This is a genomic window from Cupriavidus sp. 94F1, from assembly GCF_057798875.1.
The window spans coordinates 1-25,219 of record NZ_JBYOJT010000001.1 but is presented as its reverse complement, the minus strand read 5'-3'; the positions used below and the strand labels follow the sequence as shown (position 1 = coordinate 25,219).

Genomic DNA, 25,219 nt, shown 5'->3' with positions numbered 1-25,219 from the left:
AAGCTTTCAGGTTGCCCCGCTGGCGGCCAGCGCGGGGGGGCGCGCCGTTGCCAATACTGCTTTGCCCCGCCAGCGGATACAATCGCTGCCATGTCCTGGATTCTTGCTGTCGAGACCTCCACAGAGTGGTGTTCCGTCGCACTCGGCCGCGCCGCCGAGTGTTTCTCCCGTCATGAGCACACCGGCGCGCGTTCGTCGTCGCGGGTGCTGCCTGCCGTTGGCGAGGTGCTGGCCGAGGCCGGCATCCGCTTGGCCGACTGCGCCGCCATCGCCTTTGGCGCGGGTCCCGGTTCCTTTACCGGCCTGCGCACCGCCTGCGGCGTGGTGCAGGGCCTGGCCTTCGGCGCGGACCTTCCCGTCATCCCCGTCAACGTGCTGATGGCATGTGCCGAAAGCGTCCGCAACGGCACGTGCGGCGGTGAAACGCTGCCTGCGGGCGCGGCGGTGCTGGTCGCCATCGACGCCCGCATGGACGAAGCCTATGCTGCCACGTTCCGCTGGGACGATGCCGCGAACGAATGGGCCATGGAAGGCGCCATGCAGGTGGGCGCGCCGGAATCGATCGTGGCACCCGATGGCGATTTCTGGCTGGCCGGCAACGCGTTGACCGTCTTTGGCGACCGCCTGGCGACGGCGGCCGGGGCTTCGCGCACCGTGCCGGACGCCATGCCCGACGCCCGCGCGATGGTGTCGATCGCCCAGCGTGCGCTGTCGCGTGGCGAGACGATTGCCGCGGCGGATGCCATGCCGATCTATGTGCGCGACAAGGTTGCCCAGACCATCGTCGAGCGCGAGGCCGTGGCCGCCGCCAAGACCGCCGCGCTGGCCGCGCAGGGAGCGGCCCGATGAGCGCCGCGCTGCTGCCGCCCGAGCGTCCGGACCACCGCGAGTGGCCGGCGGTGCCGGTCATGCCGCCGCTGGCGCAGGGCTGGGCGCTCGATCACATGAGCGCGCGCGACCTGCCGGCCGTGGCCGAGATCGAGCAGCGCGCCTACAGCCATCCGTGGACGCGTGGCAACTTCGAGAACTCACTCAAGGCCGGGCATTTCGGCCTGACGCTGCGCGACCCCTCGACGGCGCTGATCGGCTACGCGATGCTGATGCCGGTGGTTGACGAGATGCACCTGCTCAATATCACGATCGATCCGGCCCACCAGCGACAGGGCTACGGACGGCTGCTGCTGGCCATCGCACTGGCCACGTCGCATGCGCACCGGCTGCACACGATGTTGCTGGAGGTGCGTCCGTCGAATATCGGCGCGCTGGCGCTGTATCTCGAAGCAGGATTCGTCGAGATCGGTCGCCGCAAGGGCTACTATCCGGCCACGGCGCTGGGGCGCGAGGACGCCCTGGTGCTGCGCCGCGTCTGGCCCGCCAGGGTTGACGGAGAACCGGCATGAACCGCCGCGCGTTGTTCCTGGAAGCCCTGGGCATTCCGACCGAGTGGGTGCCACGCCGGGCGCAGGCCATTGACGAAGCGGCAGACGAAGCCGTGGCGGCGGAAGCTGTGGTCGCACAAGCGGTGGGCGATGCGAGCGCCGCACCCGCAGCCGCAGTGCTGGCGGAAGTCCGGGCGTCGCCGTCCGCCCGTCCGCCCGAGCCGCCCGAAGTTTCGACTCTTTCGACCGGACCGCTGGCCGATGTGCTGGCGGACGAGCCGGCCGGGATCGATCACGCCGGCGACAGCGCCATCAGCGCCACCGAACTGGCCGCGACCGTCGAGGCTTTCGATGCACCGAACCCGGACCGGCCGGTGGCCCCGCACGGAGACAAGCCGCTGGTCCGTCTGCCCGGGCAGGCTGGCCGCGAGGCCGCCATCGCCGGGATGCCCTGGCCGGAGCTGGCCGACAGCGTTGCAGGCTGCACCGCATGTGGCCTCTGCGGCACCCGCACCAACACCGTGTTTGGCGTGGGCGATCCGCAGGCCGAATGGATGTTGGTGGGCGAGGCGCCGGGCGAGAACGAAGACTTGCAGGGCGAGCCGTTCGTCGGCCAGGCCGGCAAGCTGCTGGACAACATGCTGGGGGCGCTGGGCCTGGCGCGCGGACGCAATGTCTATATCGCGAACGTGCTCAAGTGCCGGCCGCCGGGCAACCGGAATCCCGAGCCCGAGGAAGTCGCCCAGTGCGAGCCTTACCTGAAGCGCCAGATTGCGCTGATCAAGCCGAAGGTCATCGTGGTGCTGGGCCGCTTTGCGGCGCAGTCGCTGCTACGATCGACCACGCCGATCGGCAAGCTGCGCGGTACGGTGCATACCTACGAGGGCATCCCCGTGGTGGTGACCTATCACCCCGCCTACCTGCTGCGCACGCTGACCGACAAGGCGCGTGCCTGGGAAGACCTGTGCCTGGCGCGCGAGGTCCACGATCGTGCGGGAGCTCAAGCCTGATTTCGCCCAGATAACGCCACCGGGCGGCTGCGCGCCGACCGGGGCGGACGCGCCTTTGCCGCTGTGGTGTCGCGCGGCCTCGCAGCGCACGCGCGACCTGGCCTGGTGTTCGCTGTCGCCTGCGCTGCTGTCCCATCTGCCCGATGGCTACCAAGACGGGCCTGCCCGGCTGGCCGAATGGCCGCCCGGCGCGCAGGCGGGGTGGCAGGCCTGGCTGTCGCAGGCCGATCCGGCCACCTTGCCCGAAACCATCGTCGAACTGAGCCAGCATCCGGAGCCGACCGGCAGCCGCAGCCTGCGCCTGGGCCGTCATGCCGAGCGGCTTCTGCACTTCGCGCTGCGGCACACGCAAGGCGTGGATCTGCTGGCGGCCAATGTGCCGATCCGGCGTGCGAACGGCCATGGCGTGCAGACGCTGGGCGAACTCGACGTGATCTGGCGCGACCCCGCCAGCGCGGCCGTCGTCCATTGGGAGATGGCGGCCAAGTTCTACCTGATGGTGGACGGCGTGGCCGGGCATCGGGCCTTTGTCGGGCCGAACCTGGTTGACCGGCTGGGCGACAAGCTCGATCACATCGTGCGGCGCCAGTTGCCGCTGGGCCGCACCGCCGAGGCCCAGGCGCTGGTCGGGCATCCCGTGGATCGCAGCGAAGTCTATCTGCTGGGCTGGCTGTTCTACCGCGACGGCGTCGTGCCGGCCGGCCTGGAAGCGCTGGGGATTGCGCCGGATCACCTGAACGGGTGGTGGGCGCCGCTGGCCGACTGGCGCGCCCGTGCGTCGGACTCCGCCAGGGGGCATGTGCGCTGGTGCCGGCTGTCGAGGTCCGACTGGCTGTCGGGGGCCCGTGTGGCCGAGGCCGCGACCGAAACGGCGGCGGTCATGCACGATGCGCTGGCCGAACGCTTTGCCGACCCGATCCACGCGTGGCGCCGCGAGGCGCCGGTCATGGTCTGTGAACTGGTGCAGGATCAGGACGCGCCCGGCATCTGGCGCGAATGCTCGCGCGGATTCGTGGTGCCGGACGACTGGGAGGCGCGGGCCGCGCTGCGGGCCGCGGCGCCCTGAGAACCGGGGCGAGCCGGCAAGGCTGACGCCCCGCGTGTGATCAGTGGTGCTTGTCCTCGCCGATCATCGCCAGCGAGTTGTACATCTTCACATTGTGCTTGTGCAGGCGCATCACCAGCGCCATGGTCGCCACGATGAACAGGCCCAGCGCGACGATCACAAAGCCGATCGGCACGTTCAGCTTGATCAGCAGCGCGTACAGGCACAGCATCAGCAGCACCGAAACGTTCTCGTTGAAATTCTGCACCGCGATGGAATGGCCGGCCGAAAGCAGCACATGGCCACGGTGCTGGAGCAGGGCGTTCATCGGCACAACGAAGTAGCCCGACATGGCACCCACGATCATCAGGAACACGTAGGCGATGGCCATGTAGAGCGGCATCGCCATGCCCAGCACGTCCAGCGTCACGGCCGGCATGGTGTCCTTGGTGTAGAACGCCATCAGGATCACGGTGGCGCCCATGGCCACGCCGAACGGCAGCACCGACAGCGACTTGCGCAGCGGAATGCGCGCGGCGGCCGCGATAGCGCCCACCGCCACGCCCACTGCCACCACGGCCTGCAGCAGGGCGCCTTGCGACAGGTTCAGCCCCAGCGATTTTTCGGCCCACTTGAGCACGATGAACTGCAGCGTGGCGCCCACGCCCCAGAACAGCGTGGTCACGGCCAGCGAGATCTGGCCGAGCTTGTCGCGCCACAGCGCAATGAAGCAGTCGCCAAACTCCGCAATCAGCTTGATCGGGTTCTTTTCCTGCTGGGGATAGCGGGCGCCGGTGTCCGGAATGAACAGGTTGAAGACGGCGGCAATGAAGTAGAACAGCATGATCACCACCATCGCCGCTTCGGCCGGGGTGTTGATGCCGGTGTCGACATAGGGCAGGTCGAAGTGCAGCAGAAGGCTCGACAGTTGCACCGAGATCAGCGCGCCGCCCACCACCGTGCCCAGGATGATCGAGCCGACCGTCAGGCCCTCGATCCAGCCGTTGGCCATCACCAGCTTCTCGGGCGGCAGCAGCTCCGTCAGGATGCCGTATTTGGCCGGCGAATAGGCCGCTGCGCCGAAACCGACCACGCCATAGGCCAGCAGCGGGTGCAGCCCGAACATCATGATGGCGCAGCCCACGATCTTGATGGCATTGGTGATCAGCATCACCTTGCCCTTGGGCATGGAATCGGCGAAGGCGCCCACGAATGCCGCCAGCACCACATAGGACAGTACGAAGAACAGCTTGAGCAGCGGCGTCATCCACTGCGGGGAATGCAATTCGGCAAGAAGGGCAATGGCTGCGATCAGCAGGGCATTGTCGGCCAGCGACGAGAAAAACTGCGCGGCCATGATCGTGTAGAAACCCTTCTTCATACCTTGGACTTTGTCTCCATCGCGGGCGTCCATGTGGACGGGCAAAAGCGCACCGGCCGGTAGTGCCGTCGCTTGGCGGGAACCTGCTGCGCCTGCCTTGTCAAAGTGGGGCGGCGACGCTACTTTCGCGCGCCTTGCGGCTTGCCTGACCGTCATTGACATATTGCTTCTCTTTTAAAACATGGCCGGAGCGTCCGGCTTTATATCACGAATCCGCGACATTTCAGCACACCGGCGGACGCGCATTGGACAGTACATGCCCGGATGGATTCCCGGAATCGACCTGCGGATGTGGTCAAATATCGCCTGCGCAAGGTGGCGCCGGCTTGTCCGCGCCGGCCGGTTCGTCCCGAAGGCCTGTTACCGCACAGTGTGTGTCACCTCAACGCCCGAATCCAGTGGCCTGCCGACCGGGTCTTCCCGCATCTGGTGCAGAACATCGTTCGACAGCCCACGCAAGCAGTCATATCCATGCCAAGACCCATTCACGCTGTCATCCACCAGCCCGCGCTGGCCAACAACCTGGAAGTGGTGCGCCGCCATGCGCCGGATTCCCGCGTCTGGGCGGTCGTCAAGGCCAATGCCTATGGCCACGGCATTCGCCGCGCCTTTGCCGGCCTGAAGGCCGCCGACGGCTTTGGCCTGCTGGACCTCAACGAAGCCGTGCTGCTGCGCGAACTGGGCTGGCAGGGGCCGATCCTGCTCCTGGAGGGATTCTTCCAGCCCCAGGATGTTCCCGTCATCGAGCAATATCGCCTGACCACCGCCATCCATTGCGAGGAGCAGTTGCGCATGCTGGAACAGGCCCGGCCCAAGGGCCCGCTGGCCATCCAGCTCAAGCTCAACACCGGCATGAACCGGCTGGGCTTCCGGCCTGCCCAGTACCGGGCGGCCTGGGAACGCGCCCGCACCATGCCGTGCGTGGGCAGTATCGTCCATATGACCCATTTCTCCGATGCCGACAGCGCGCGCGGCATCGCGCACCAGATCGAGGCGTTTGAGACGGCCACGGCCAACCTGCCCGGCGAGGTCAGCCTGTCGAATTCGGCGGCCGTGCTCTGGCATCCGTCGGCCCATCGCAACTGGGTGCGGCCGGGCGTGATCCTGTATGGCGGTTCTCCCACGGGCCTGTCGGCGGACATCGCCGATACCGGCCTGCAGCCGGCGATGTCGCTGCACAGCGAACTGATCGGCATCCAGGACCTGCAGCCGGGCGATACGGTTGGCTATGGCTCGATGTTTACGGCCGACCGGGCAATGCGCATCGGCGTGGTGGCCTGCGGCTATGCCGACGGCTACCCGCGCCACGCGTCGGGCTGGGGCGACAAGCGCGCCCCGGTGCTGGTGGACGGCGTGCGCACCGACCTGGTGGGCCGGGTGTCGATGGACATGATCTGCGTGGACCTGACGCCGTGCCCCAAGGCCAAGGTTGGCTCGCCGGTCACGCTCTGGGGCCACGGGCTGCCGATTGACGACGTGGCCGCCGCCAGCGGCACGGTGGGCTATGAACTGATGTGCGCGCTGGCGCCGCGCGTGCCGACCACCGTGGCCATGCTGACCACGGCCGATTCCGTCTCCTGAAGACAGCCTGCGCCCCCATCCAGCCCGAGTCCGGATTTTTCGATGGCCAAGACCAAGACTGTCTATACCTGTACCGAATGCGGCGGTACCACGCCGCGCTGGGCGGGCCAATGCCCGCAGTGCAATGCCTGGAACACGCTCGTCGAGACCGTGGCCGAATCGGGATCGTCGGCCGCGCGCCGTTTCCAGCCGCTGGCGGCGTCCGCCGTGGTCCGCAAGCTCAGCGATATCGAAGCCGCCGAGGTGCCGCGCTTTACCACCGGCATCGACGAGTTCGACCGCGTGCTGGGCGGCGGGCTGGTGTCGGGCGGGGTGGTGCTGATCGGCGGCGATCCCGGTATCGGCAAATCGACGCTGCTGTTGCAAACGCTGGCCAACCTGTCGGCCAGCCGGCGCGTGCTCTACGTCAGCGGCGAGGAATCGGGCGCCCAGATCGCGCTGCGCGCGCAGCGGCTGGGGGTGGAAGCCGCCACGGTGGGCCTGCTGCCCGAGATCCAGCTGGAAAAGATCCAGGCCGCGCTGGAGGCCGACAAGCCCGAAGTGGCCGTGATCGACTCGATCCAGACGCTGTATTCCGAGGCGCTGACGTCGGCACCTGGGTCGGTGGCCCAGGTGCGCGAATGCGCGGCGCAGCTGACGCGTATCGCCAAAAGCAGCGATATCACGATCATCCTGGTGGGCCATGTGACCAAGGAAGGCAGCCTGGCCGGGCCGCGCGTGCTGGAGCACATCGTCGATACGGTGCTGTATTTCGAGGGCGACACGCATTCGTCGCACCGGCTGATCCGCGCATTCAAGAACCGCTTCGGCGCGGTCAATGAACTTGGCGTTTTTGCGATGACCGAGCGCGGCCTGCGCGGCATCAGCAATCCGTCGGCGCTGTTCCTGTCGCAGCATGAGGAGCAGGTGGCCGGGTCGTGCGTGCTGGTGACGCAGGAGGGCACGCGCCCGCTGCTGGTGGAAGTGCAGGCGCTGGTCGATACGGCGAACGTGCCCAATCCGCGCCGGCTGGCGGTGGGGCTGGAGCAGAACCGGCTGGCGATGCTGCTGGCCGTGCTGCACCGGCACGCCGGCATCGCTTGCTTCGACCAGGACGTGTTCCTGAACGCGGTCGGCGGGGTCAAGATCACGGAGCCGGCCGCCGATCTGGCGGTTTTGCTATCGATCCACTCGTCGATGCGCAACAAGCCGCTGCCGCGCGGGCTGGTGGTGTTTGGCGAAGTGGGGCTTGCCGGCGAGATCCGCCCGAGCCCACGCGGGCAGGAACGGCTCAAGGAAGCCGCCAAGCTCGGTTTCACGATGGCCGTGATCCCCAAGGCCAACGCGCCCAAGCAGGCCATCGACGGGCTGGAAGTCATTGCGGTGGACCGCCTGGAGCAGGCGATCGACCGCGTACGGCATCTGGACTGACGCAATGGCCGATGCTGCCGGGGATACCCAAGACGCAGCGTCGCGGTCGGTGGCGCGTGGCAAGCGGTCGCAGGCCGCCTACCACGCGCTGCGCGACGACATTTTCGCGTTCCGGCTGCTGCCGGGCGACCGCTTTACCGAAAACGACGTGGCCGAACGGCTGGGCATCTCGCGCACGCCCGTGCGCGAGGCGCTGCAGCGGCTGCAGGGCGATGGTCTGGTGCGGGGCTACTACCGCAACGGCTGGGAAGTGGTGCCGCTGGACCTGGGCCGCTTCGAAGCCCTGTACGAACTGCGCACGCTGCTGGAAACCCATGCCGTGACGCGCCTGTGCCAGCCGTCGCACGCGACGCGCCGCGCCGCGCTGGTAGCCATGCTCGGTGCCATCTGGCGCGTGCCTCAAGCCCGGCGCCTGGCCGACGGCAACGCCGTGGCGCAGCTTGACGAGGCATTTCACCTGGCCATCGTCGATGCGGCGGGCAACGCCGAAGCGGCGGCCGTGCATCAGCAGGTGACCGACCGCATCCGCATCATCCGCCGGCTCGACTTCGCGTTCGGCGAGCGGGTCTCGCTGACCTACGACGAACACGGCGCGATCCTGGCCGCGCTGGCCGATGCCGATGCCGGCCGCGCGGTGGCACTGCTGTCCACGCATATCGAGGATGGCCGCGCAGAAGTCAGCCGCCTGACCATGGCGCGCCTCGAGGAAGCCCGCACCAGCTTCGTGCCGTCGACCGAATCCGGTGCACCGGCGCGCCGCCGCCGGTTCGGCTGATCCCAGCGGTTTCTTCCCCGGCGACTTCGCGCGGCATCGCGTCGCGACGCTTTATCGCCCGCTATCCCCCACGCCACGCGGCATAGCCCGCTTCGCGCCCGTCCGGCATCCGTCCCCCTTCGCCAGTAGGGGCCCCCATGGCATGCCTATTGCGACCGTTCCACGCGGGAAATTTATGTATACATAAATCGCGGAACTGTCGTGACCTAGACGGGCGCCGCCCCGCACTGGATTCCAACAAGGCGTGGTGCCGCGTGGCCACGCATCTCTCTCGAAGTCTGTCTGAAGGAGTGGTTCGATGCGTACCGTTGCTGATAACGCGGCCCTGGGTGTGCCGCACGCCGTGCCGCTGGCGCGCACGCGCTGGCTGCAGCTGCTGCTGGGGCTCGTGTGCATGATGGCGATTTCCAGTCCGCAGTATGTCTGGACGCTGTTCACCAAGCCGCTTTCCGCCAAGCTGGGCGTGCCGCTGTCGGAACTGCAGGTTACGTTTTCGCTGCTGATCGTGTTGCAGACATTCTTCTCGCCATTCCAGGGCGCGATGATCGAACGGTTCGGGCCGCGCCGCCTGATCGCGCTGGGCACGGTGCTGTCGGGCCTGTCGTGGGTGCTGGCCGCGTCGGCGCAGAGCGTGAGCATGCTCTACCTGACCTACGGCGTGGTGGGCGGGCTCGGCACGGGCATCGTCTACGTGGGCGTGGTGGGGCAGATGGTGCGCTGGTTCCCTGACCGGCGCGGCTTTGCCGTGGGCATGGTCGCGGCCGGCTACGGCATGGGCGCCATCCTGACCACCTTCCCGATTGCCGCCGCGCTGGCGGGCAAGGGGCTGGAATCGACGCTCTGGCAATTCGGCCTGATCTTCGCGGTGATCGGCTTCCTGGCGTCACAGGGGCTGCGCGCACCGGCCGCCGGCGAACCAGTGGCGGTGCGGCCGGCCTACACGCCGTCGAACGAGGCCGATGTGCCGACCCGCAAGATGCTCAGGACGCCGCTGTTCTGGCTGCTGTTCGCGATGATGACGATGATGTCCACCTCGGGCCTGATGGTCACGTCGCAGATGGCCGCGTTCGCCAAGGATTTCGGGGTGTCCAATGCCGTGGTGTTCGGCATGGCCGCGCTGCCGCTGGCGCTGACCATCGACCGCCTGACCAATGGCCTGACGCGGCCGATGTTCGGCTGGATCTCGGACCGCTGGGGTCGTGAAAATACGATGTGCTTCGCCTTTGCGCTGGAAGCGGTGGCCATGACGCTGTGGCTGCTGACGCGCGAGAACGCGGTGCTGTTCGTGCTGCTGTCCGGCGTGGTGTTCCTGGGCTGGGGCGAGATCTTCTCGCTGTTTCCCTCGACGCTGACCGACACGTTCGGCACCAAATTCGCCACGACCAACTACGGCTGGCTCTATATCTCCCAAGGCATCGGCTCGATCTTCGGCGGCCCGCTGGCGGCGCTGATGCACGAGCGCATGGGTAGCTGGATGCCGGTCTTCGGCGTGGCCATCACGCTCGACATCGTCACGGCGGTGCTGGCCATTGCCGTGCTGAAGCCCTGGCGCAAGCGGTACCTGGGCGCGCCGGCGGCAGGCTGACGGCGCGCGAGCGGGCGGGAAAGTTGGCCGGTCGGCCGCGGGGAAGGGCAGGTGCGTCAATCCGCCACACTGCACCCCGTGGCGGATTGCTCGGGCACCCCGGTGTCGCAACGGAAAATGGGTAATAATTCGCGTCGAAGCCAATCTTGCCCTCGACACACCATGCAAGCCAATTCTCGCGCCTATTTCCTGCTGATCGCCGTGGTCTCGTTCGCGTTGCTCGGTGCCGCGCTGTACATGCAGTACGTGGAGGGCTACCAGCCATGCCCGCTCTGCATCATGCAGCGATTTGCGTTCCTGGGCATCGGGCTGTTTTCGCTGCTGGCGGCCATCGCGCAAAACACGCGCACGCTGTGGCAGGGCCTGGGCATGCTGTCCGGCGTGGCCGGTATCGCGGTGGCCGGCTACCACGTGTCGCTGCTGCTGAACCCCAAGGCATCGTGCGGCATCGATCCACTGGAAAACTGGGTCAACGCGCTGCCGACGGCCAAGCTGCTGCCGCAGGTGTTCTATTCGGACGGCCTGTGCACGGCGCCGCTGCCGCCGCTGTTCGGCCTGTCGATCCCGGCCTGGTCGCTGATCTGGCTCGTGATCCTGACGCTGACGCTTGCGGTAGGGCTGATCCGCCGCGAGAAGAACTACCGCTAGAGGGAGCAAGCCGCTGGAGGCGGTTCTGCCTGCGGTTGTCTCCCCTCTCCCGCAGGCGGGAGGGGGGAGCAAACAACTACGGCTCGGCAGGTATTACGCGATCTGCTCGATCTGCTCTTGCAGTTCCAGCCAGCGTTCCTCCAGCTGGTCCAGCTCGCCCGTGACCTCGCCCTGGCGCTTGAGCATCTCCATCAGCTTCGCCTTGTTGGCTTCCTCATAGCTTGAAGATTCGGCCATGAAGGCGTCGATCACGGTCTTGTCGGCCTGCAGCACCGACATCCGCTTTTCCACCTTTTCCAGTTCCTTGGTCAGCGGCTTGCGCAGCACCGACAGCCGCTGCCGTTCGTCGGCCTCGGCGCGGCGCTGATCGCGGCGATTGACTGCCGGGGTGGATTCGGCGGCGTGGGCGGCCGTGGCGGCATTGCGCTTGGCGGCGGCCTGTTGCAGCAGCCAGTCGCGATAGTCGTCCAGGTCGCCGTCGAACGGCTTGATGGTACCGTCGGCCACCAGCATGAACTGGTCGGACGTGGCGCGCAGCAGGTGCCGGTCGTGCGAAACCAGGATCAGCGTGCCCTCGAACTGGGCCAGGGCCATGGTCAGCGCCTCGCGCGTGTCCAGGTCCAGGTGGTTGGTCGGTTCGTCAAGCAGCAGCAGGTTGGGCTTTTGCCAGACGATCAGCGACAGGGCCAGCCGGGCCTTCTCGCCGCCCGAGAACGGTTCGATTGGCGAAGTTGCCATGTCGCCGCGGAAATTGAAGCTGCCCAGGAAGTCGCGCAATTCCTGCTCGCGCACGTCGGGAGCCAGCCGTGCCAGGTGCTGCAGCGGCGAATCGTGGTCGCGCAGCGTTTCCAGCTGGTGCTGGGCAAAGTAGCCGATGACCAGGCCCTTGCCCAGCCGCACCGTGCCGTTGAGCGGCGGCTGCGTGCCGGCCAGCGTCTTGACCAGCGTCGACTTGCCCTGGCCGTTGGCGCCGAGCAGGCCGATGCGCTGGCCGTTCTGGATCGACAGCATCAACTTGTGCAGGATGGTCACGGGTGGGTCGGCTTCAGCGTAACCGCAGTCGACGTGATCGAGCACCATCATCGGGTTGGGCGCCGAATCGGGCTCGCGGAACTCGAATGCGAACCCGGCCGCCACGTGCACCGGGGCCAGCCGTTCCATCTTTTCCAGGGCCTTGACGCGGCTCTGCGCCTGGCGCGCCTTGGTGGCCTTGGCCTTGAAACGCGTGATGAACGATTCCAGGTGCGCGATTTCCTTCTGCTGGCGCGTGTAGGCGGCCTGCTGCTGGGCCATCTGCTGCAGCCGCATGGTTTCGAACAGCGTGTAGTTGCCGCCGTATCGCTTGAGCTGCTGGTTTTCGATATGCACTGTGACGGTGCAGATAGCATCGAGAAATTCGCGGTCGTGCGAAATCATCACCAGCGTGCCGGGGTAGCGGGCCAGCCAGTCTTCAAGCCAGACGATGGCGTCCAGATCCAGGTGATTGGTCGGTTCGTCGAGCAGCAGCAGGTCGGACGGGCACATCAGCGCCTGCGCCAGGTTCAGGCGCATGCGCCAGCCGCCCGAGAACGATGCCACCGGCTGCGTCACCTGCGGCAGCGTGAAGCCCAGGCCAAGCAGCAGCGCCTCGGCGCGCGCGGCGGCGGTGTAGCCATCGGCATCGGCATAGGCGCCATGGGCCTCGGCTTCGGCCGATCCGTCGCCGCTGGTCTGCGCGGCGGCGATGCGCGATTCGATCTCGCGCAGCCGCGTGTCGCCGTCGATCACGTAATCCACGGCCGTACGATCCACTGCCGGTGTCTCTTGCGCCACATGTGCGATGCGCCACTGGCTGGGCACGGTCACATCGCCGCCGTCGGCATGCAGTTCGCCGCGCAGCATCGCGAACAGGGTGGACTTGCCGCTGCCGTTGGCGCCGACAAGGCCCACGCGTTCGCCCGGGTTTAGCGTCACGCTGGTGTGGTCGAACAGCACCTTGGTGCCGCGCTGGAGGACAAGCTGGTCGATACGTATCACGTGAAGGGCTTCAGGCTGGATGGTGCAGGGCAGCCGATCGTTCGGCAGGCCGGCATTGTAGCGCGCCGGGGGCCATTGGCCCGTCGCCCGGCCCGCGGGCGGCGACGCCGGCTTTCAGGCGGCTTGCATGTCCGCTTCCATGTATTGAGGGATTTCCCGTATTCGACCACTTAGGTCATTGCGGGCACGTCATTTGCGTGTAAATTTATTTACATTGCTTGCTGCACTGCGAAAGTGCCTTTTCATTGCCGGATCGTCGCCAGTGCCGTTGGCGATGCTTCAAGGCGGTGCCAACCTTTACCCCGACGTCCTCACATGTCCAGCGGCCAGACGATTTCCGAACGCATCGCTCGCGCCTTGCCCACACTGACGCCCGCGCACCAGCGCATGGCGAACTACGTGCTGGACAACCTGTTTCGCGCGGCCACGATGCGGATCGACGAATTCGCCACGGCCGTGGAGGTGTCGGTCGCCACCGCCAACCGTTTCGCCAAGGCGCTGGGCTTCGAGGGCTATCCGCAGTTTCGCGCCGAACTGGTGCGCGGATTCGAGGCCACGCTGGCGCCGGTGGAACGGCTGCGCGACGAACTGGCGCGCCCGAGCACGGTGGCCGACGTGTTTGCCGCGTCGCTGGAGGACGGTGCCCGCAACCTGGAATCCACGCGCCGCAACCTCGATCCGGAATCGATCGAGCGGGCCGTCGATGCGATCCTGGAAGCCGAGCGTGTCTACGTGATGGGCTTTGGCGCCAGCGGCTACCTGGCGGGCCTGATGCAGCACGGGCTGGAAATGCATTGCCGGATGGTGACATCGGTGTCGACGGTGGGCGGGGCCTCGCACGCGGCGCGGCAGCTGTTCAAGCTGACGCCGAAGGACCTGGTGGTCTGCATCGCCTTTCCGCGCTATGTGACCGATTCGATGAAGCTGGCCCAGCGCGTGAAGGCGCACGGCGGCCGGCTGCTGGCGCTGACTGATGGCCCGACCTCACCGCTGGCGCCGCTGGCCGATATTTCGCTCTACGCCAACGCCGGCAACCGCCTGTCCGCCAATTCGGAAGCCACGGTGCTGGCGCTGATCGAGGCGCTGTGCGGGGCGGTGTCCTACCGGTCCGTGCGCGCGGTGAAGGCGGCGGCCGAGATGACCGAATTCCTGCTGCCGTGGCTGTACGGCGCGCCCGGTGCGCGCGACGACCGCGGCACGCAGAAATCCTCAGACTGAAGTCAAGAAGGGAAGTAGAAGGACCTATGCCTCAAGCTGTTATCGCCATCCACGGCGGCGCCGGCACGATTACCCGTGCGGCCATGGACGCCAACCGCGAACGCGAATACACCACCGCGCTGGAACAGGTGCTGCTGGCCGGCCAGCGCGTGCTGGCCGAAGGCGGCAGCGCGCTGGACGCCGTGACCGAAGCCGTGCGCCTGCTCGAAGAATGCCCGCTGTTCAATGCCGGCAAGGGGGCCGTGCTGACGCACGCCGGCACTTACGAGCTTGATGCATCGGTCATGGATGGCGCCACGCTGAACGCCGGCGCCGTGGCCTGCGTCAAGCGCGTGCGCAATCCGGTGCTGGCCGCGCGCGCCGTGCTGGAAAAGAGCGAGCATGTGCTGTTTGCCGGCGAAGGGGCCGAGGCTTTTGCCGAAGCGCAAGGACTGGAGCTGGTGGCGCCGGAATACTACTTCACGCAGGCCCGCTACGATCAGTGGCAGCGCGCACAGGGCACCACCGGCATGGCGCTGCTGGATCACGATGCCGCCGCGCTGGCCGCCAGGGCCGCGCAGGAAGGCAAGGCCGACCCGCTCGATGCGGACAAGAAATTCGGTACGGTCGGCGCGGTGGCCTGCGATGCCCACGGCAACCTGGCCGCGGCAACGTCCACCGGCGGCGTGACCAACAAGCAGGTGGGTCGCGTGGGCGATACGCCGGTGCTGGGCGCCGGCTGCTATGCCGATGACGTGGCGGCCGTGTCGGCCACGGGCACCGGCGAGATGTTCATCCGCACGGCGGCTGCGTTCGATGTGTCGGCGCAGATGCGCTACGCGGGTTTGTCGCTGGAGGAATCGGCGCGCCGCGTGGTCATGGAGAAGCTGCCGGCCATCCATGGCCGCGGCGGCCTGATCGCGGTAGATCGCGCCGGCAACGTGACGCTGCCGTTCAACACCGAAGGCATGTATCGCGGCCTGGCCCGCGTCGGCGAACCGGTCAACGTCTGGATTTACGGCTGATATGCAGAATACTGTTTCCAAGCACGGCATCGTGCTGCCGCCCGAACGCGCGGTGGTGGTGGACAACCTGACGGTGCGCTTTTCCACCTCGGAACGCACGGTCGAGGCGGTGCGCAACCTGTCCTTCCACGTGGATCGCGGCGAAACGCTGGCCGTGGTGGGCGAATCGGGCTCGGGCAAGTCGGTGACGTCGCTGGCGCTGATGCGCCTGGTGGAGCACGGCGGCGGCAAGATCGCCAACGGCAGCATGCTGCTGCGCCGCCGTTCGGGCGAGGTGCTGGATCTGGTCAACTCAACGGAAGCGCGGCTGCGCAGCGTGCGCGGCGCCGACGTGGCGATGATCTTCCAGGAGCCGATGACGTCGCTGAATCCGGTGTTCCCGGTGGGCGAGCAGATTGCCGAATCGATCCGCCTGCACCAGGGCAAGGGCAAGGCCGCGGCGCGTGCCGAGGCGCTGCGCATGCTGGAACTGGTACGCATTCCGGAGGCACGCCGCGTGCTGGACCGCTTTCCGCACCAGTTGTCGGGCGGCATGCGCCAGCGCGTGATGATCGCCATGGCGCTGTCGTGCAAGCCGGCGCTGCTGATTGCCGACGAGCCGACCACGGCGCTGGACGTGACGATCCAGGCCGAAATCCTGCAGCTGATCCGCAACCTGCAGGCCGAAATGGACATGGGCGTGGTCTTTATCACCCACGACATGGGCGTGGTGGCCGAGGTGGCCGACCGCGTGCTGGTGATGTATCGCGGCGAGAAGGTGGAAGAGGGCACGTCCGACGACGTGTTCCACGCGCCGGCCCATCCGTACACGCGCGCGCTGCTGTCGGCCGTGCCCAAGCTGGGCGCGATGTCGGGCACGGACCTGCCGGCCCGCTTCCCGCTGGTGCAGGTGAGCGACGGCGCCGCCCCGGTCAAGGAAGTGCCGCAGGATACGGTGCCGGCGGGCGCCGCGCCGATCCTGCGCGTGCGCGACCTGGTCACGCGCTTCGACGTGCCAGGCGGCCTGTTCGGCAAGGTCACGCGCCGCGTGCATGCGGTGGAGCAGGTCAGCTTCGACCTCTATCCCGGCGAAACGCTGGCGCTGGTGGGCGAATCGGGCTGCGGCAAATCCACCACGGGCCGCTCGCTGCTGCGCCTGGTCGATGCCCAGAGCGGCACGATCGAATTCGCGGGCCAGAACATCAGCAAGATGCAGGGTCCGGCGCTGCAGGCGCTGCGCCGCAATATCCAGTTCATCTTCCAGGACCCGTTTGCGTCGCTGGACCCGCGCGTGCCGGTGGGCTACTCGATCATGGAGCCGCTGCTGGTGCACAAGGTGGCCAGCGGCAAGGAAGCCGAGGCTCGCGTGGCCTGGCTGCTGGAAAAGGTGGGCCTGACGGCGGCGCACGCGTCGCGTTATCCGCACGAGTTCTCGGGCGGCCAGCGGCAGCGTATCTGCATCGCCCGCGCCCTGGCGCTGAACCCAAAGGTGGTGGTGGCCGACGAGTCGGTGTCGGCGCTGGACGTGTCGATCCAGGCACAGATCGTCAACCTGATGCTCGACCTGCAGCGCGAACTCGGCGTGGCCTTCCTGTTCATTTCGCACGACATGGCCGTGGTGGAGCGCGTGAGCCACCGCGTGGCGGTGATGTACCTGGGCCAGATCGTCGAGATCGGCCCGCGCCGCGCCATCTTCGAGAACCCGCAGCATCCTTATACGAAGAAGCTGATGTCGGCGGTGCCGATTGCGGACCCCGCGCGACGCCATCTGAAGCGCGAACCGCTGAATGACGAGATTCCGAGCCCGATCCGCATGGTCGGCGACGAACCCGTGGTGCAGCCGCTGGTGGCCGTGGCCGGCAGTGGCGCGCATGGCCACTTCGTGGCACGGCATGCCATTGGCGGTGCCTATTGACCAATTCCGTAGTACCGAAGTCGCTGTATCCCCTGTATTCCTGCTTTCCCGATAGAGGAGAAGAGATGTCCAAGGTTTCTTTCCGGCTGATGGCCGGTGCTGCCGCAGTCGGCGCCATGGGTATGCTGGCCGCCGCGCCGGCCTTTGCCGCCAAGGATGCGGTGATGGCCGTGTATTCGACGTTCACCACGCTCGATCCGTACGACGCCAACGACACGCTGTCGCAGGCCGCCACCAAATCGTTCTACCAGGGCCTGTTCGGCTTCGACAAGGACCTGAAGCTGGTCAACGTGCTGGCCGAAAGCTATGACGTCAGCAAGGACGGCCTGGTCTACACGTTCAAGCTGAAGAAGAACATCAAGTTCCACGACGGCACCACGTTCGATGCCACGGCCGTCAAGGCCAACCTGGACCGCGTGACCGATCCGGCCAACAAGCTCAAGCGTTATACGCTGTTCAACCGCGTGGCCAAGACCGAGGTGGTTGACCCGTACACCGCCCGCGTGACGCTCAAGGAGCCGTTCTCGCCGTTCATCAACGTGCTGGCCCACCCGTCGGCCGTGATGATCAGCCCGACCGCGCTGAAGAAGTACGGCAAGGAAATCGCCTTCCACCCGGTGGGCACCGGCCCGTTCGAGTTCGTGGAGTGGAAGCAGACCGACTACCTGAAGGGCAAGAAGTTTGCCGGCTACTGGAAGACGGGCTACCCGAAGATCGACTCGATCACGTGGAAGCCGGTGGTGGACAACAACACGCGTTCGGCCGTGATGCAGACGGGCGAGGCTGACTTCGCGTTCAGCATTCCGTTCGAGCAGGCCGCCGTGCTCAAGGCCAGCCCGAAGGTGGACCTGATCGACTCGCCGTCGATCATCCAGCGTTATCTGTCGTTGAACACGACGGTGAAGCCGTTCAACGACCCGAAGGTGCGCCAGGCCATCAACTACGCCATCAACAAGGAAGCACTGGCCAAGGTGGCCTTCGCCGGGCACGCCGTGCCGGCCGACGGCGTGGTGCCCCATGGCGTGGACTACGCCGAGAAGCTGGGCCCGTGGCCGTACAACCCGGCCAAGGCACGCGAACTGCTGAAGGAAGCGGGCTACCCGAACGGTTTCGAGACCACGCTGTGGTCGGCCTATAACCACACCACCGCGCAGAAGGTGATCCAGTTCGTGCAGCAGCAGCTGCAGCAGGTGGGCATCAAGGCCCAGGTGCTGGCCCTGGAAGCCGGCCAGCGCGTGGAGCGCGTGGAATCGGTGCAGAAGCCGGAAGAAGCCGGCGTGCGCATGTACTACGTGGGCTGGTCGTCGTCGACCGGTGAGTCCGACTGGGCGCTGCGTCCGCTGCTGGCGTCGGAATCGATGCCGCCGAAGCTGCTGAACACGGCGTACTACAAGAACGACCAGGTGGATGCCGACATCGCCGGCGCGCTGCGCACGACCGATCGCGCCGAGAAGGCCAAGCTGTACAAGGATGCCCAGCAACGCATCTGGAACGACGCGCCATGGGCCTTCCTGGTCACCGAGAAGATCCTGTACGCCCGTGCCAAGCGCCTGACCGGTGCCTACGTGATGCCTGACGGCTCGTTCAACTTCGACGAGATCGACATCAAGCAGTAAGCCTGGGCCTGACTGGCAGTTTTTTCCCCTCTCCCGCACGCGGGAGAGGGTAGCTGGTGCAGTAGAAGTGGTAGCAGTCGCGGTAAGCAGTACATAACAAGCTGTTGATAAATGCGGTAAGCCGAGAGGCCGCCTGCCCGTGTATGCGGGGTGAAAGGGCGGGCGGCCATCGGTCTCAAATTTCTGGTTTTCTGGTGTCAGGATGCTGAATTACTTCCTCAAACGATTTCTGGGCGTCATACCGACGATGCTGCTTGTGGCAGTGCTGGTATTCCTGTTCGTCCACCTGCTGCCCGGCGATCCGGCGCGGCTGGCCGCAGGCCCGGAAGCCGATCAGGCCACTGTCGAACTGGTCCGCAAGGACCTGGGGCTCGACCGCCCGATGCACGAGCAGTTCGTGCGCTTCTTCTCGAATGCGCTGCAGGGAGAGTTCGGTACATCGCTGCGCTCCAAGCGCCCGGTTTCGCAGGAAATCGGTGAACGCTTCCTGCCGACGCTGTACCTGACCGTCACGTCGATGGTTTGGGCGGTGATTTTCGGCATGGCCATCGGCATCAGTTCGGCCGTATGGCGCAACCAGTGGCCCGACCGACTGGGCATGACGCTGGCCGTGTCGGGCATTTCGTTCCCGGCTTTTGCGCTGGGCATGCTGCTGATGGAAATCTTCTCGGTGCAGCTGGGCTGGCTGCCGTCGATCGGGGCCGACAGCTGGAAGCACTACATCCTGCCGTCCCTGACGCTGGGCGCCGCCGTGGCCGCCGTGATGGCGCGGTTCACGCGCGCGTCGTTCATCGAGGTGCTGCAGGAAGACTTCGTACGCACCGCGCGCGCCAAGGGCGTGCGCGAGACCGTGGTGGTGATCAAGCACGCGCTGCGTAACGCCATGATTCCTGTGGTGACGATGATGGGCCTGCAGTTCGGCTTCCTGCTGGGCGGCTCGATCCTGGTGGAGATGGTGTTCAACTGGCCGGGCCTGGGCCGCCTGCTGGTGGACGCCGTGGAAATGCGCGACTACCCGGTGATCCAGGCCGAAGTGCTGCTGTTCTCGCTGGAATTCATCCTGATCAATCTGGTGGTGGACCTGCTGTACACCGTGATCAACCCCACCATCCGCTACAAGTAAGGAGGCTGACATGACCGAGCTTTCCACGTCCGCCACCGCCACGCCGGCTCCGGCCGCCGAAGCCGTCCGCACGCCCTGGACCGAGTTCTGGCGCAAGTTCCGCAAGCAGCATCTGGCGCTGGTTGCCGGCGTCTTCGTGCTGCTGCTGGTGGTGATCGCCATCCTGGCCCCCCACATCGTGCCGTACGACCCCGAGAACTACTTCGACTACGACGCGCTGAACGCCGGCCCGTCGGCCGCCCACTGGATGGGCGTCGACTCGCTGGGCCGCGACATCTTCAGCCGCATCCTGGCCGGCACGCGCATTTCGCTGGCCGCCGGCGTGTTCTCGGTGGTGATCGGCGCCATCATCGGCACGCTGCTGGGCCTGCTGGCCGGCTATTACGAAGGCTGGTGGGACCGCATCGTCACGCGCATCTGCGACGTGCTGTTCGCCTTTCCCGGCATCCTGCTGGCCATCGCCATCGTGGCCATCCTGGGCAATGGCATGGTCAATGTGATCATGGCCGTGGCCGTATTCAGCGTGCCGGCGTTTGCACGCCTGGTGCGCGGCAATACGCTGATGCTCAAGCGCCTGACCTATGTGGAGGCGGCGCGCAGTATCGGCGCGTCCGACTGGACCATCCTGATGCGCCACATCCTGCCGGGCACGGTGTCGTCGATCGTGGTCTATTTCTCGATGCGGATCGGTACGTCGATCATCACGGCCGCGGGCCTGTCGTTCATCGGCCTCGGCGCACAGCCGCCCACGCCGGAATGGGGTGCGATGCTGAGCCAGGCGCGCGCCGACATGGTGACCGCGCCGCACGTGGCCATCTTCCCAAGCCTGGCGATCTTCCTGACGGTGCTGGCATTCAACCTGCTTGGCGACGGCCTGCGTGACGCGCTGGACCCGAAGATCGACCGTCGCTGATTCCATGGCCAACGCTCCCATCGTCGGCAGCCTGCCGGCCGGCCCGCGCAATGCCATGACCGATGTGGCGGGCGTCTCGGTCGGCCACTGCACGCTGGCCGACGGCGCCTGTCAGACCGGCGCAACCGTGATCCGTCCGCACGCGGGGAACGTCTACACCGACAAGGTGCCCGCTGCCGCCACCGTCTTCAACGGCTTCGGCAAGAGCATCGGGCTGGTACAGGTGGACGAACTCGGCGTGCTGGAAACGCCCATCGCGTTGACCAACACGTTCTCGGTCGGCACGCTGGCGCAGGCGCAGATCCGTCACGCGATTGCGTCAAATCCGGAGATCGGGCGCAAGTGGCCCACCGTCAATCCGCTGGTATTCGAGTGCAATGACGGCTATCTGAATGACATCCAGGCGATGGCCGTGCAGGGCCAGCACTACGACGCGGCCCTGGTAACGGCGGGCGCGGACGTCGCACAAGGCGCTGTCGGCGCGGGGCGCGGTATGTCGTCGTTCGGTGCGAAGGGCGGCATCGGTACGGCATCGCGCCTGGCTGGCGGCTATACGGTCGGGGCGCTGGTGCTGTCGAACTTCGGTACGCCGGAATCGCTGATCCTTGCCGGCCGCCCGCTGGGCGCCGAACTCACCGCCCGCCTGAAGCAACCGGCGGAGCCGGAGAAGGGCTCGATCATCATGATCGTGGCGACCGACGCCCCGCTGGACGCGCGCCAGCTGCGTCGCCTGTCGATGCGCGCCGGCACGGGGCTGGCGCGAACCGGTTCGATCTACGGCCATGGATCGGGCGATATCGCTTTGGCCTTCTCGACGGCCTATACCGTGCCGCACCTGGCCGATGCGCCGATGCCGGCCGTGCCGATGATGCACGAATCGAAACTCGACCCGCTGTTCCGCGCCGCGGCCGACAGCGTTGAGCAGGCCATCGTCCACGCGCTTTGGCACGCCGAAACCGTGCAAGGCCGCGACGGCCATACCCGCCGCGCGCTGAGTGAGCTGCTGCAAGACCTGCTGTAAAGCCCGAATCCATGAAGATCCTGATTTCCGCTGATATCGAAGGCGTGGCCGGCGTATTCCACGCCGAGCAAACGCGTGCCGGCAATGGCGAATACGAACGCGCCCGCGCCTGGATGACCGCCGAAGCCAATGCCGCCGTGCAAGGCGCGTTCGCCGGCGGCGCGACCGAAGTCCTGGTCAACGATTCGCACGGCGGCTTTCGAAATCTGCTGCCCGAGCAGATCGACCCGCGCGCCCAACTGGTGCTGGGCAAGCCACGCTACCTGAGCATGATGGCCGGCGTCGATCAGGACTGCGACGGCGTGTTCATGATCGGCTACCACGGCCGCGCCCAGAGCCGCGGCGTGCTGGCGCACACCATCAATAGCGGCGCGTTCGCGCGCGTCTGGTTCAACGGGCTGGAACTGGGCGAGGCCGGCATCTACGCCGCATTGGCCGGCGAATTCGACGTCCCCGTGCTGATGGCCAGCGGCGACGACGTCTTCATCGCCGAAACCCGGCCGCTGATGCCCTGGGTGCGCTACGTGCAGACCAAGACGGCAGGCGGGCAGGGCAGCGGCACGACGCTGTCCCCTGCCGCCGCCCGCGACGCCATCGCCCAGGCCGCCGAAGCGGTCACCCGCCAGGCCATCGCCCACCCCGAAGCCCGCTGCTTCGAACTGTCCGGCCCGGTAACCTGCCGCCTGCAGACCCTGACCACAGCCCACGCCGACCTGTTCTGCCAATGGCCCACATTCGAGCGCGTGGACGGCGTAACGCTTTCGTTCACGGCGCCGACGGTACAGGCGGCAGTGCGGATGCTGAATTGCTGTTCGGCGATGGCGTTTATGTTGAAGTAGGGGGCGGTCGAGGAGATTCGGACATCGAACCGGTGTCGCGGGTTGTCACTTTGATCGGCTTTTTGGCTTTGATTGGTTTTTATTAATGCTTCTGAGGTATTTTCTGACGCTGGCCGCCGTACGAAAAGGAAAGGATGACGCTTCGTGCTCAGAATATCCGTCAATCCCAGTCCATTGTCCCATTTTCAGAAAATCGTTGTTTTCAATGACTGTGCCTGCGGGATCCATTTGGTATGCACTAACCTGGTAGAGGTTTCCAAATGTTCCAAGCCCGCGATGATTTATCGTCCAACGGACTATTGTAATTAGATTCATCTTTCCCGCTATCTCTTCGAAGAACAATGAATCCACGCTGGGAGGGCCACCCTCCCAGCGATAGGTGGCTATTTCCTGTCGGCGACAATAACTGCCTTCGTTCCGATAAAATATCAGGTGGCTGGAGCTCGAATTGTTTCTCTCTATAGCTATGATGCTATCTTGTTCTAGTTTCTTGGCGGAAAACGTTTGTTCTTTCGGGGAAATCTTGGGGCAAACGGCGGCACTTGATTTTTCGTTGTCAAGTGACAAGGCTGGTGTGCAAAATGCAACACACGCGGCGAGCAGTAAGCCTCTTTGGAAGGCCGCCTTATTGGCCGGGATCAATCGAAAGATCCAGTAAGAGAGCGAGGCGGTTATATGACGCTCTTCTTGCCGCGATTCCATGGGTTCCTCCATTCACGAATCGGGATACGGTGGCAACGTCTCCCGTGTCCGCTATTGGGTTAATATTGCGGGTAACGGTCCAGTAAACAAATGCAGACTCGATCCCATATGCCAGGTTGGTGAGAAGCAGATCTGGATGGGCTACAAAATCTTGTGGGTCATCCGGAAACCTACGATTGTGTTCTTCAGTAAGAACCCTATAGTTGGCTTTGAAAGTTGTCTGAATAAGGCCTCTTCCTCGATATCGATATCCATCTCCGGTTGATTCCGCCCCATTTTCATACCTGTTTTCATAGACGTAATTCGCCAGGTTTTCCGGATTATTTTCATAAATGTCAGTTTCTGACCAAAGCTTGGGTCGAAGTTTTCCGTAATTGCATACAACGTCATTCTCGGAAATTGTCACTGCTGGGGCACTCGCGCCACGTGGTTTTGGTTTGCATCCAAAGATCACTTTCATCTGTTGCGAGTTGTAAAACAGATTCTCTTCGACATTCCTAAATTTGCTTTCTGCTTCAATTTGCGAAAGAAAATGCGCGATTCTTTTTGGTGTTGTGACATTGTATTTTTCGGCGAACGTATTGAGATGCACTAGCAGGCTCTCGTGATAGGTGGTTGACCCTGATGGGTTGGCCGCAACAAGCATTTCGATGGTAATTAAGGGATGTTTTGCCTGGAAGTTCCCCACCACCCCCACCGGATGCATATGAAACACCGCCGGACCAGGTAAATCAGGCAGTCTCGCCTTGACCTCTTCCCACCACACCAGTTTCTCGATACGCCGTTGCTCGGCTGCGTACTGGGCATTCGCACCCGTTTCCTTTTCGAGTTCCGCAGTCAGCGATTTCCATTTGGACGGGTTGGCCCATTCGCTTTCGTGCCGAATAATCAGGCGCGACGCGCGCAGCGACTGCCATCTGTCTTTCGCGGCCACGCATAGCTCGTCGATGGCACGGTCGCCGTTACTGCCGGGGCAAATTGCCTGATAGACGCTTTTCATTAGCGGACTAAGTTTGTCCAGCGCAGCGGTGGCCGGCATGTCCTTGTCGCAGGCATAGTCGACGTACGCTTCTGATTTGGCGCATAGCGTATGGGCGGAGTCATGCGCGCCCTCGATGGTCTGGAAGTCCACCCACCCCTGCGGATACTCGCGCGTGACGCGACCGCCCGCGAAATTCTGTTCTCGTACCCAGCCACTGATTTCGTTGCCAAGCATATTGGCGCTGTGCACTTTCCACCAGTTGAGCTTCAGGTTGTCCGCGCCTGGGCTTGTCTCTTTGAACTTGTGTTCCTTTCGCCGGCCCAGTTCCGCTAACGACAGCATTAGGACGACATCGGTGCGCGGAGCGTCCTTTCCCTCCTGATGGGCCGCCTTATAGAGCTTTGTTCGCCTGTCGATACGCAGCAGCGTGGCTTCGCCGGGTAACCCCAACGCCTTCCAGCGCGCGGGATACGGCGAGTGTTCCTGGATCCAGGCTCGGCTCGTCTGAAGAAAGGTCTTGATGTCTTCGCCGCAGAAGAACTCGATGTGAACCATGCGGGTGGGCGCCGAATGATTGAGCGAGTCGTACCGGCCAAGGTGGCCGAGCAACTGGCCCGCTTTGACCTTGATCGGTTTTGGAGGAACGACTATGCAGTCGAGCGCGGTGTCGGGTATGAATTCCTCGACCACCTGTCCACCATGCTCGCGCCCAAGGAATACCCAGCCGCCGACCGCAGCATCGGGCGCCACGAAGTCTCCAACGCTGGCCGGAATCGGCGGGCCGCTGCGTGCGATCTTTCCCCAGTTGCCAGTGCGCTCGCTGATACTGAACTGTGTGCCCTGCGGCAGGATGCCAAGCGCCGTGCCGCCGGCCCGTGCTGACCGCACGCGCAGCCCCTTCTGCTTGGCGGGCGCAGCGCGCAGGCCCGGCCTGGCGCGTGGCTGATCCCGGGCGAACGTCGTGACCTTGAACTCCGGTGACCAATGGGCCGGGCGGGGCAACGTCTTCCTGTCCTCGTAGCCAGCCAGGTCCTGCAGGTGCATGTACAGGCTGTAGAAGGTCAGCCAGGTCCCGCG

The 25,219-nt window shown here is 65.4% G+C and carries 21 protein-coding genes; 17 read left to right on the top strand and 4 right to left on the bottom strand.

Annotated elements, in window-relative coordinates:
* The first annotated feature begins 90 nt into the window (after positions 1-90).
* From tsaB to AC3FJ6_RS00090, 4 genes are read left to right on the top strand one after another with little or no spacing between them, the layout of a single operon-like run.
* Positions 91-849 (top strand): tRNA (adenosine(37)-N6)-threonylcarbamoyltransferase complex dimerization subunit type 1 TsaB, encoded by a 759-nt coding sequence (gene tsaB / locus AC3FJ6_RS00105; protein ID WP_488770275.1) that lies wholly within the window; start codon positions 91-93, stop codon positions 847-849.
* On the top strand, positions 846-1,400 hold the full coding sequence (gene rimI / locus AC3FJ6_RS00100) for a ribosomal protein S18-alanine N-acetyltransferase (RefSeq protein WP_488770274.1): 555 nt from the start codon (positions 846-848) through the stop codon (positions 1,398-1,400). The genes tsaB and rimI overlap by 4 nt, the downstream gene beginning before the upstream one ends.
* Positions 1,397-2,389: a uracil-DNA glycosylase gene (locus AC3FJ6_RS00095; RefSeq protein WP_488770273.1), complete on the top strand. Its 993-nt coding sequence runs from the start codon at positions 1,397-1,399 to the stop codon at positions 2,387-2,389. Before rimI ends, AC3FJ6_RS00095 begins: the two co-directional genes overlap by 4 nt.
* Entirely contained in the window at positions 2,370-3,455 is a 1,086-nt protein-coding gene (locus tag AC3FJ6_RS00090) for a DUF1853 family protein (protein WP_488770272.1), read from the top strand. The genes AC3FJ6_RS00095 and AC3FJ6_RS00090 overlap by 20 nt, the downstream gene beginning before the upstream one ends.
* A gap of 40 nt (positions 3,456-3,495) precedes the next feature.
* Here AC3FJ6_RS00090 and lplT read toward each other — a convergent pair whose 3' ends face one another.
* Positions 3,496-4,815: a lysophospholipid transporter LplT gene (gene lplT / locus AC3FJ6_RS00085; RefSeq protein ID WP_400394825.1), complete on the bottom strand. Its 1,320-nt coding sequence runs from the start codon at positions 4,813-4,815 to the stop codon at positions 3,496-3,498.
* 471 nt (positions 4,816-5,286) lie between these two features.
* Here lplT and alr point away from each other — a divergent pair, with 471 nt between their 5' ends.
* The 5 genes from alr (at position 5,287) to AC3FJ6_RS00060 (ending at position 10,814) form a co-directional block, all read left to right on the top strand.
* Complete coding sequence (gene alr / locus AC3FJ6_RS00080) at positions 5,287-6,396, top strand: alanine racemase (protein ID WP_488770271.1); 1,110 nt, start codon at positions 5,287-5,289, stop codon at positions 6,394-6,396.
* Positions 6,397-6,438: 42 nt separating this feature from the next.
* On the top strand, positions 6,439-7,806 hold the full coding sequence (radA, locus tag AC3FJ6_RS00075) for a DNA repair protein RadA (RefSeq protein WP_153945159.1): 1,368 nt from the start codon (positions 6,439-6,441) through the stop codon (positions 7,804-7,806).
* A 4-nt stretch (positions 7,807-7,810) separates the two neighbouring features.
* The gene (locus tag AC3FJ6_RS00070) at positions 7,811-8,581 is read left to right on the top strand and encodes a GntR family transcriptional regulator (protein ID WP_488770270.1); all 771 of its coding nucleotides are present in this window, start codon (positions 7,811-7,813) and stop codon (positions 8,579-8,581) included.
* 298 nt (positions 8,582-8,879) lie between these two features.
* Positions 8,880-10,166: an oxalate/formate MFS antiporter gene (oxlT, locus tag AC3FJ6_RS00065; protein ID WP_488770269.1), complete on the top strand. Its 1,287-nt coding sequence runs from the start codon at positions 8,880-8,882 to the stop codon at positions 10,164-10,166.
* A gap of 162 nt (positions 10,167-10,328) precedes the next feature.
* Positions 10,329-10,814 carry a disulfide bond formation protein B gene (locus AC3FJ6_RS00060; protein WP_153945156.1) on the top strand — a complete coding sequence of 162 codons (486 nt, stop codon included), beginning with the start codon at positions 10,329-10,331 and terminating at the stop codon, positions 10,812-10,814.
* 93 nt (positions 10,815-10,907) lie between these two features.
* Here AC3FJ6_RS00060 and AC3FJ6_RS00055 read toward each other — a convergent pair whose 3' ends face one another.
* Positions 10,908-12,830 (bottom strand): ATP-binding cassette domain-containing protein, encoded by a 1,923-nt coding sequence (locus AC3FJ6_RS00055; RefSeq protein ID WP_488770268.1) that lies wholly within the window; start codon positions 12,828-12,830, stop codon positions 10,908-10,910.
* A gap of 315 nt (positions 12,831-13,145) precedes the next feature.
* On the opposite strand from AC3FJ6_RS00055, the gene AC3FJ6_RS00050 reads away from it, so the two are divergent.
* The 8 genes from AC3FJ6_RS00050 to AC3FJ6_RS00015 all read left to right on the top strand — a co-directional run bounded on the left by AC3FJ6_RS00050 (position 13,146) and on the right by AC3FJ6_RS00015 (position 22,458).
* The gene (locus tag AC3FJ6_RS00050; RefSeq protein ID WP_488770267.1) at positions 13,146-14,048 is read left to right on the top strand and encodes a MurR/RpiR family transcriptional regulator; all 903 of its coding nucleotides are present in this window, start codon (positions 13,146-13,148) and stop codon (positions 14,046-14,048) included.
* A 26-nt stretch (positions 14,049-14,074) separates the two neighbouring features.
* Complete coding sequence (locus AC3FJ6_RS00045) at positions 14,075-15,052, top strand: isoaspartyl peptidase/L-asparaginase family protein (protein ID WP_488770266.1); 978 nt, start codon at positions 14,075-14,077, stop codon at positions 15,050-15,052.
* Between the two features lies 1 nt (position 15,053).
* On the top strand, positions 15,054-16,946 hold the full coding sequence (locus AC3FJ6_RS00040) for a dipeptide ABC transporter ATP-binding protein (protein ID WP_488770265.1): 1,893 nt from the start codon (positions 15,054-15,056) through the stop codon (positions 16,944-16,946).
* Positions 16,947-17,011: 65 nt separating this feature from the next.
* Positions 17,012-18,562, top strand: coding sequence for a glutathione ABC transporter substrate-binding protein GsiB (gene gsiB / locus AC3FJ6_RS00035; RefSeq protein ID WP_153945152.1), 1,551 nt, complete (start codon positions 17,012-17,014; stop codon positions 18,560-18,562).
* 202 nt (positions 18,563-18,764) lie between these two features.
* On the top strand, positions 18,765-19,685 hold the full coding sequence (gsiC, locus tag AC3FJ6_RS00030) for a glutathione ABC transporter permease GsiC (RefSeq protein WP_488770264.1): 921 nt from the start codon (positions 18,765-18,767) through the stop codon (positions 19,683-19,685).
* A gap of 10 nt (positions 19,686-19,695) precedes the next feature.
* Positions 19,696-20,598, top strand: a complete 903-nt coding sequence (gene gsiD / locus AC3FJ6_RS00025; protein WP_488770263.1) for a glutathione ABC transporter permease GsiD — start codon at positions 19,696-19,698, stop codon at positions 20,596-20,598.
* Between the two features lie 4 nt (positions 20,599-20,602).
* On the top strand, positions 20,603-21,619 hold the full coding sequence (locus AC3FJ6_RS00020) for a DmpA family aminopeptidase (RefSeq protein ID WP_488770262.1): 1,017 nt from the start codon (positions 20,603-20,605) through the stop codon (positions 21,617-21,619).
* An 11-nt stretch (positions 21,620-21,630) separates the two neighbouring features.
* Positions 21,631-22,458, top strand: a complete 828-nt coding sequence (locus tag AC3FJ6_RS00015; RefSeq protein WP_488770261.1) for a M55 family metallopeptidase — start codon at positions 21,631-21,633, stop codon at positions 22,456-22,458.
* Between the two features lie 45 nt (positions 22,459-22,503).
* Here the strand turns inward: AC3FJ6_RS00015 and AC3FJ6_RS00010 are convergent, their stop codons facing one another.
* Both AC3FJ6_RS00010 and AC3FJ6_RS00005 read right to left on the bottom strand, forming a co-directional pair.
* Positions 22,504-23,160, bottom strand: coding sequence for a hypothetical protein (locus AC3FJ6_RS00010; RefSeq protein ID WP_488770260.1), 657 nt, complete (start codon positions 23,158-23,160; stop codon positions 22,504-22,506).
* Positions 23,084-25,219 (bottom strand): glycoside hydrolase family 19 protein (locus AC3FJ6_RS00005; protein WP_488770259.1); only part of this gene is annotated, 2,136 nt, incomplete at its 5' end. The genes AC3FJ6_RS00010 and AC3FJ6_RS00005, both read right to left, overlap by 77 nt.

Coding starts and splice junctions, on each gene's coding strand:
- rimI (WP_488770274.1), top strand. CDS start 846: ATGAGCGCCGCGCTGCTGCCGCCCGAGCGTCCGGACCACCGCGAGTGG.
- AC3FJ6_RS00060 (WP_153945156.1), top strand. CDS start 10,329: ATGCAAGCCAATTCTCGCGCCTATTTCCTGCTGATCGCCGTGGTCTCG.
- AC3FJ6_RS00020 (WP_488770262.1), top strand. CDS start 20,603: ATGGCCAACGCTCCCATCGTCGGCAGCCTGCCGGCCGGCCCGCGCAAT.
- AC3FJ6_RS00010 (WP_488770260.1), bottom strand. CDS start 23,160: ATGGAATCGCGGCAAGAAGAGCGTCATATAACCGCCTCGCTCTCTTAC.
- gsiB (WP_153945152.1), top strand. CDS start 17,012: ATGTCCAAGGTTTCTTTCCGGCTGATGGCCGGTGCTGCCGCAGTCGGC.
- gsiC (WP_488770264.1), top strand. CDS start 18,765: ATGCTGAATTACTTCCTCAAACGATTTCTGGGCGTCATACCGACGATG.
- AC3FJ6_RS00045 (WP_488770266.1), top strand. CDS start 14,075: ATGCCTCAAGCTGTTATCGCCATCCACGGCGGCGCCGGCACGATTACC.
- tsaB (WP_488770275.1), top strand. CDS start 91: ATGTCCTGGATTCTTGCTGTCGAGACCTCCACAGAGTGGTGTTCCGTC.
- gsiD (WP_488770263.1), top strand. CDS start 19,696: ATGACCGAGCTTTCCACGTCCGCCACCGCCACGCCGGCTCCGGCCGCC.
- AC3FJ6_RS00095 (WP_488770273.1), top strand. CDS start 1,397: ATGAACCGCCGCGCGTTGTTCCTGGAAGCCCTGGGCATTCCGACCGAG.
- radA (WP_153945159.1), top strand. CDS start 6,439: ATGGCCAAGACCAAGACTGTCTATACCTGTACCGAATGCGGCGGTACC.
- lplT (WP_400394825.1), bottom strand. CDS start 4,815: ATGAAGAAGGGTTTCTACACGATCATGGCCGCGCAGTTTTTCTCGTCG.
- AC3FJ6_RS00040 (WP_488770265.1), top strand. CDS start 15,054: ATGCAGAATACTGTTTCCAAGCACGGCATCGTGCTGCCGCCCGAACGC.
- AC3FJ6_RS00050 (WP_488770267.1), top strand. CDS start 13,146: ATGTCCAGCGGCCAGACGATTTCCGAACGCATCGCTCGCGCCTTGCCC.
- AC3FJ6_RS00070 (WP_488770270.1), top strand. CDS start 7,811: ATGGCCGATGCTGCCGGGGATACCCAAGACGCAGCGTCGCGGTCGGTG.
- AC3FJ6_RS00015 (WP_488770261.1), top strand. CDS start 21,631: ATGAAGATCCTGATTTCCGCTGATATCGAAGGCGTGGCCGGCGTATTC.
- alr (WP_488770271.1), top strand. CDS start 5,287: ATGCCAAGACCCATTCACGCTGTCATCCACCAGCCCGCGCTGGCCAAC.
- oxlT (WP_488770269.1), top strand. CDS start 8,880: ATGCGTACCGTTGCTGATAACGCGGCCCTGGGTGTGCCGCACGCCGTG.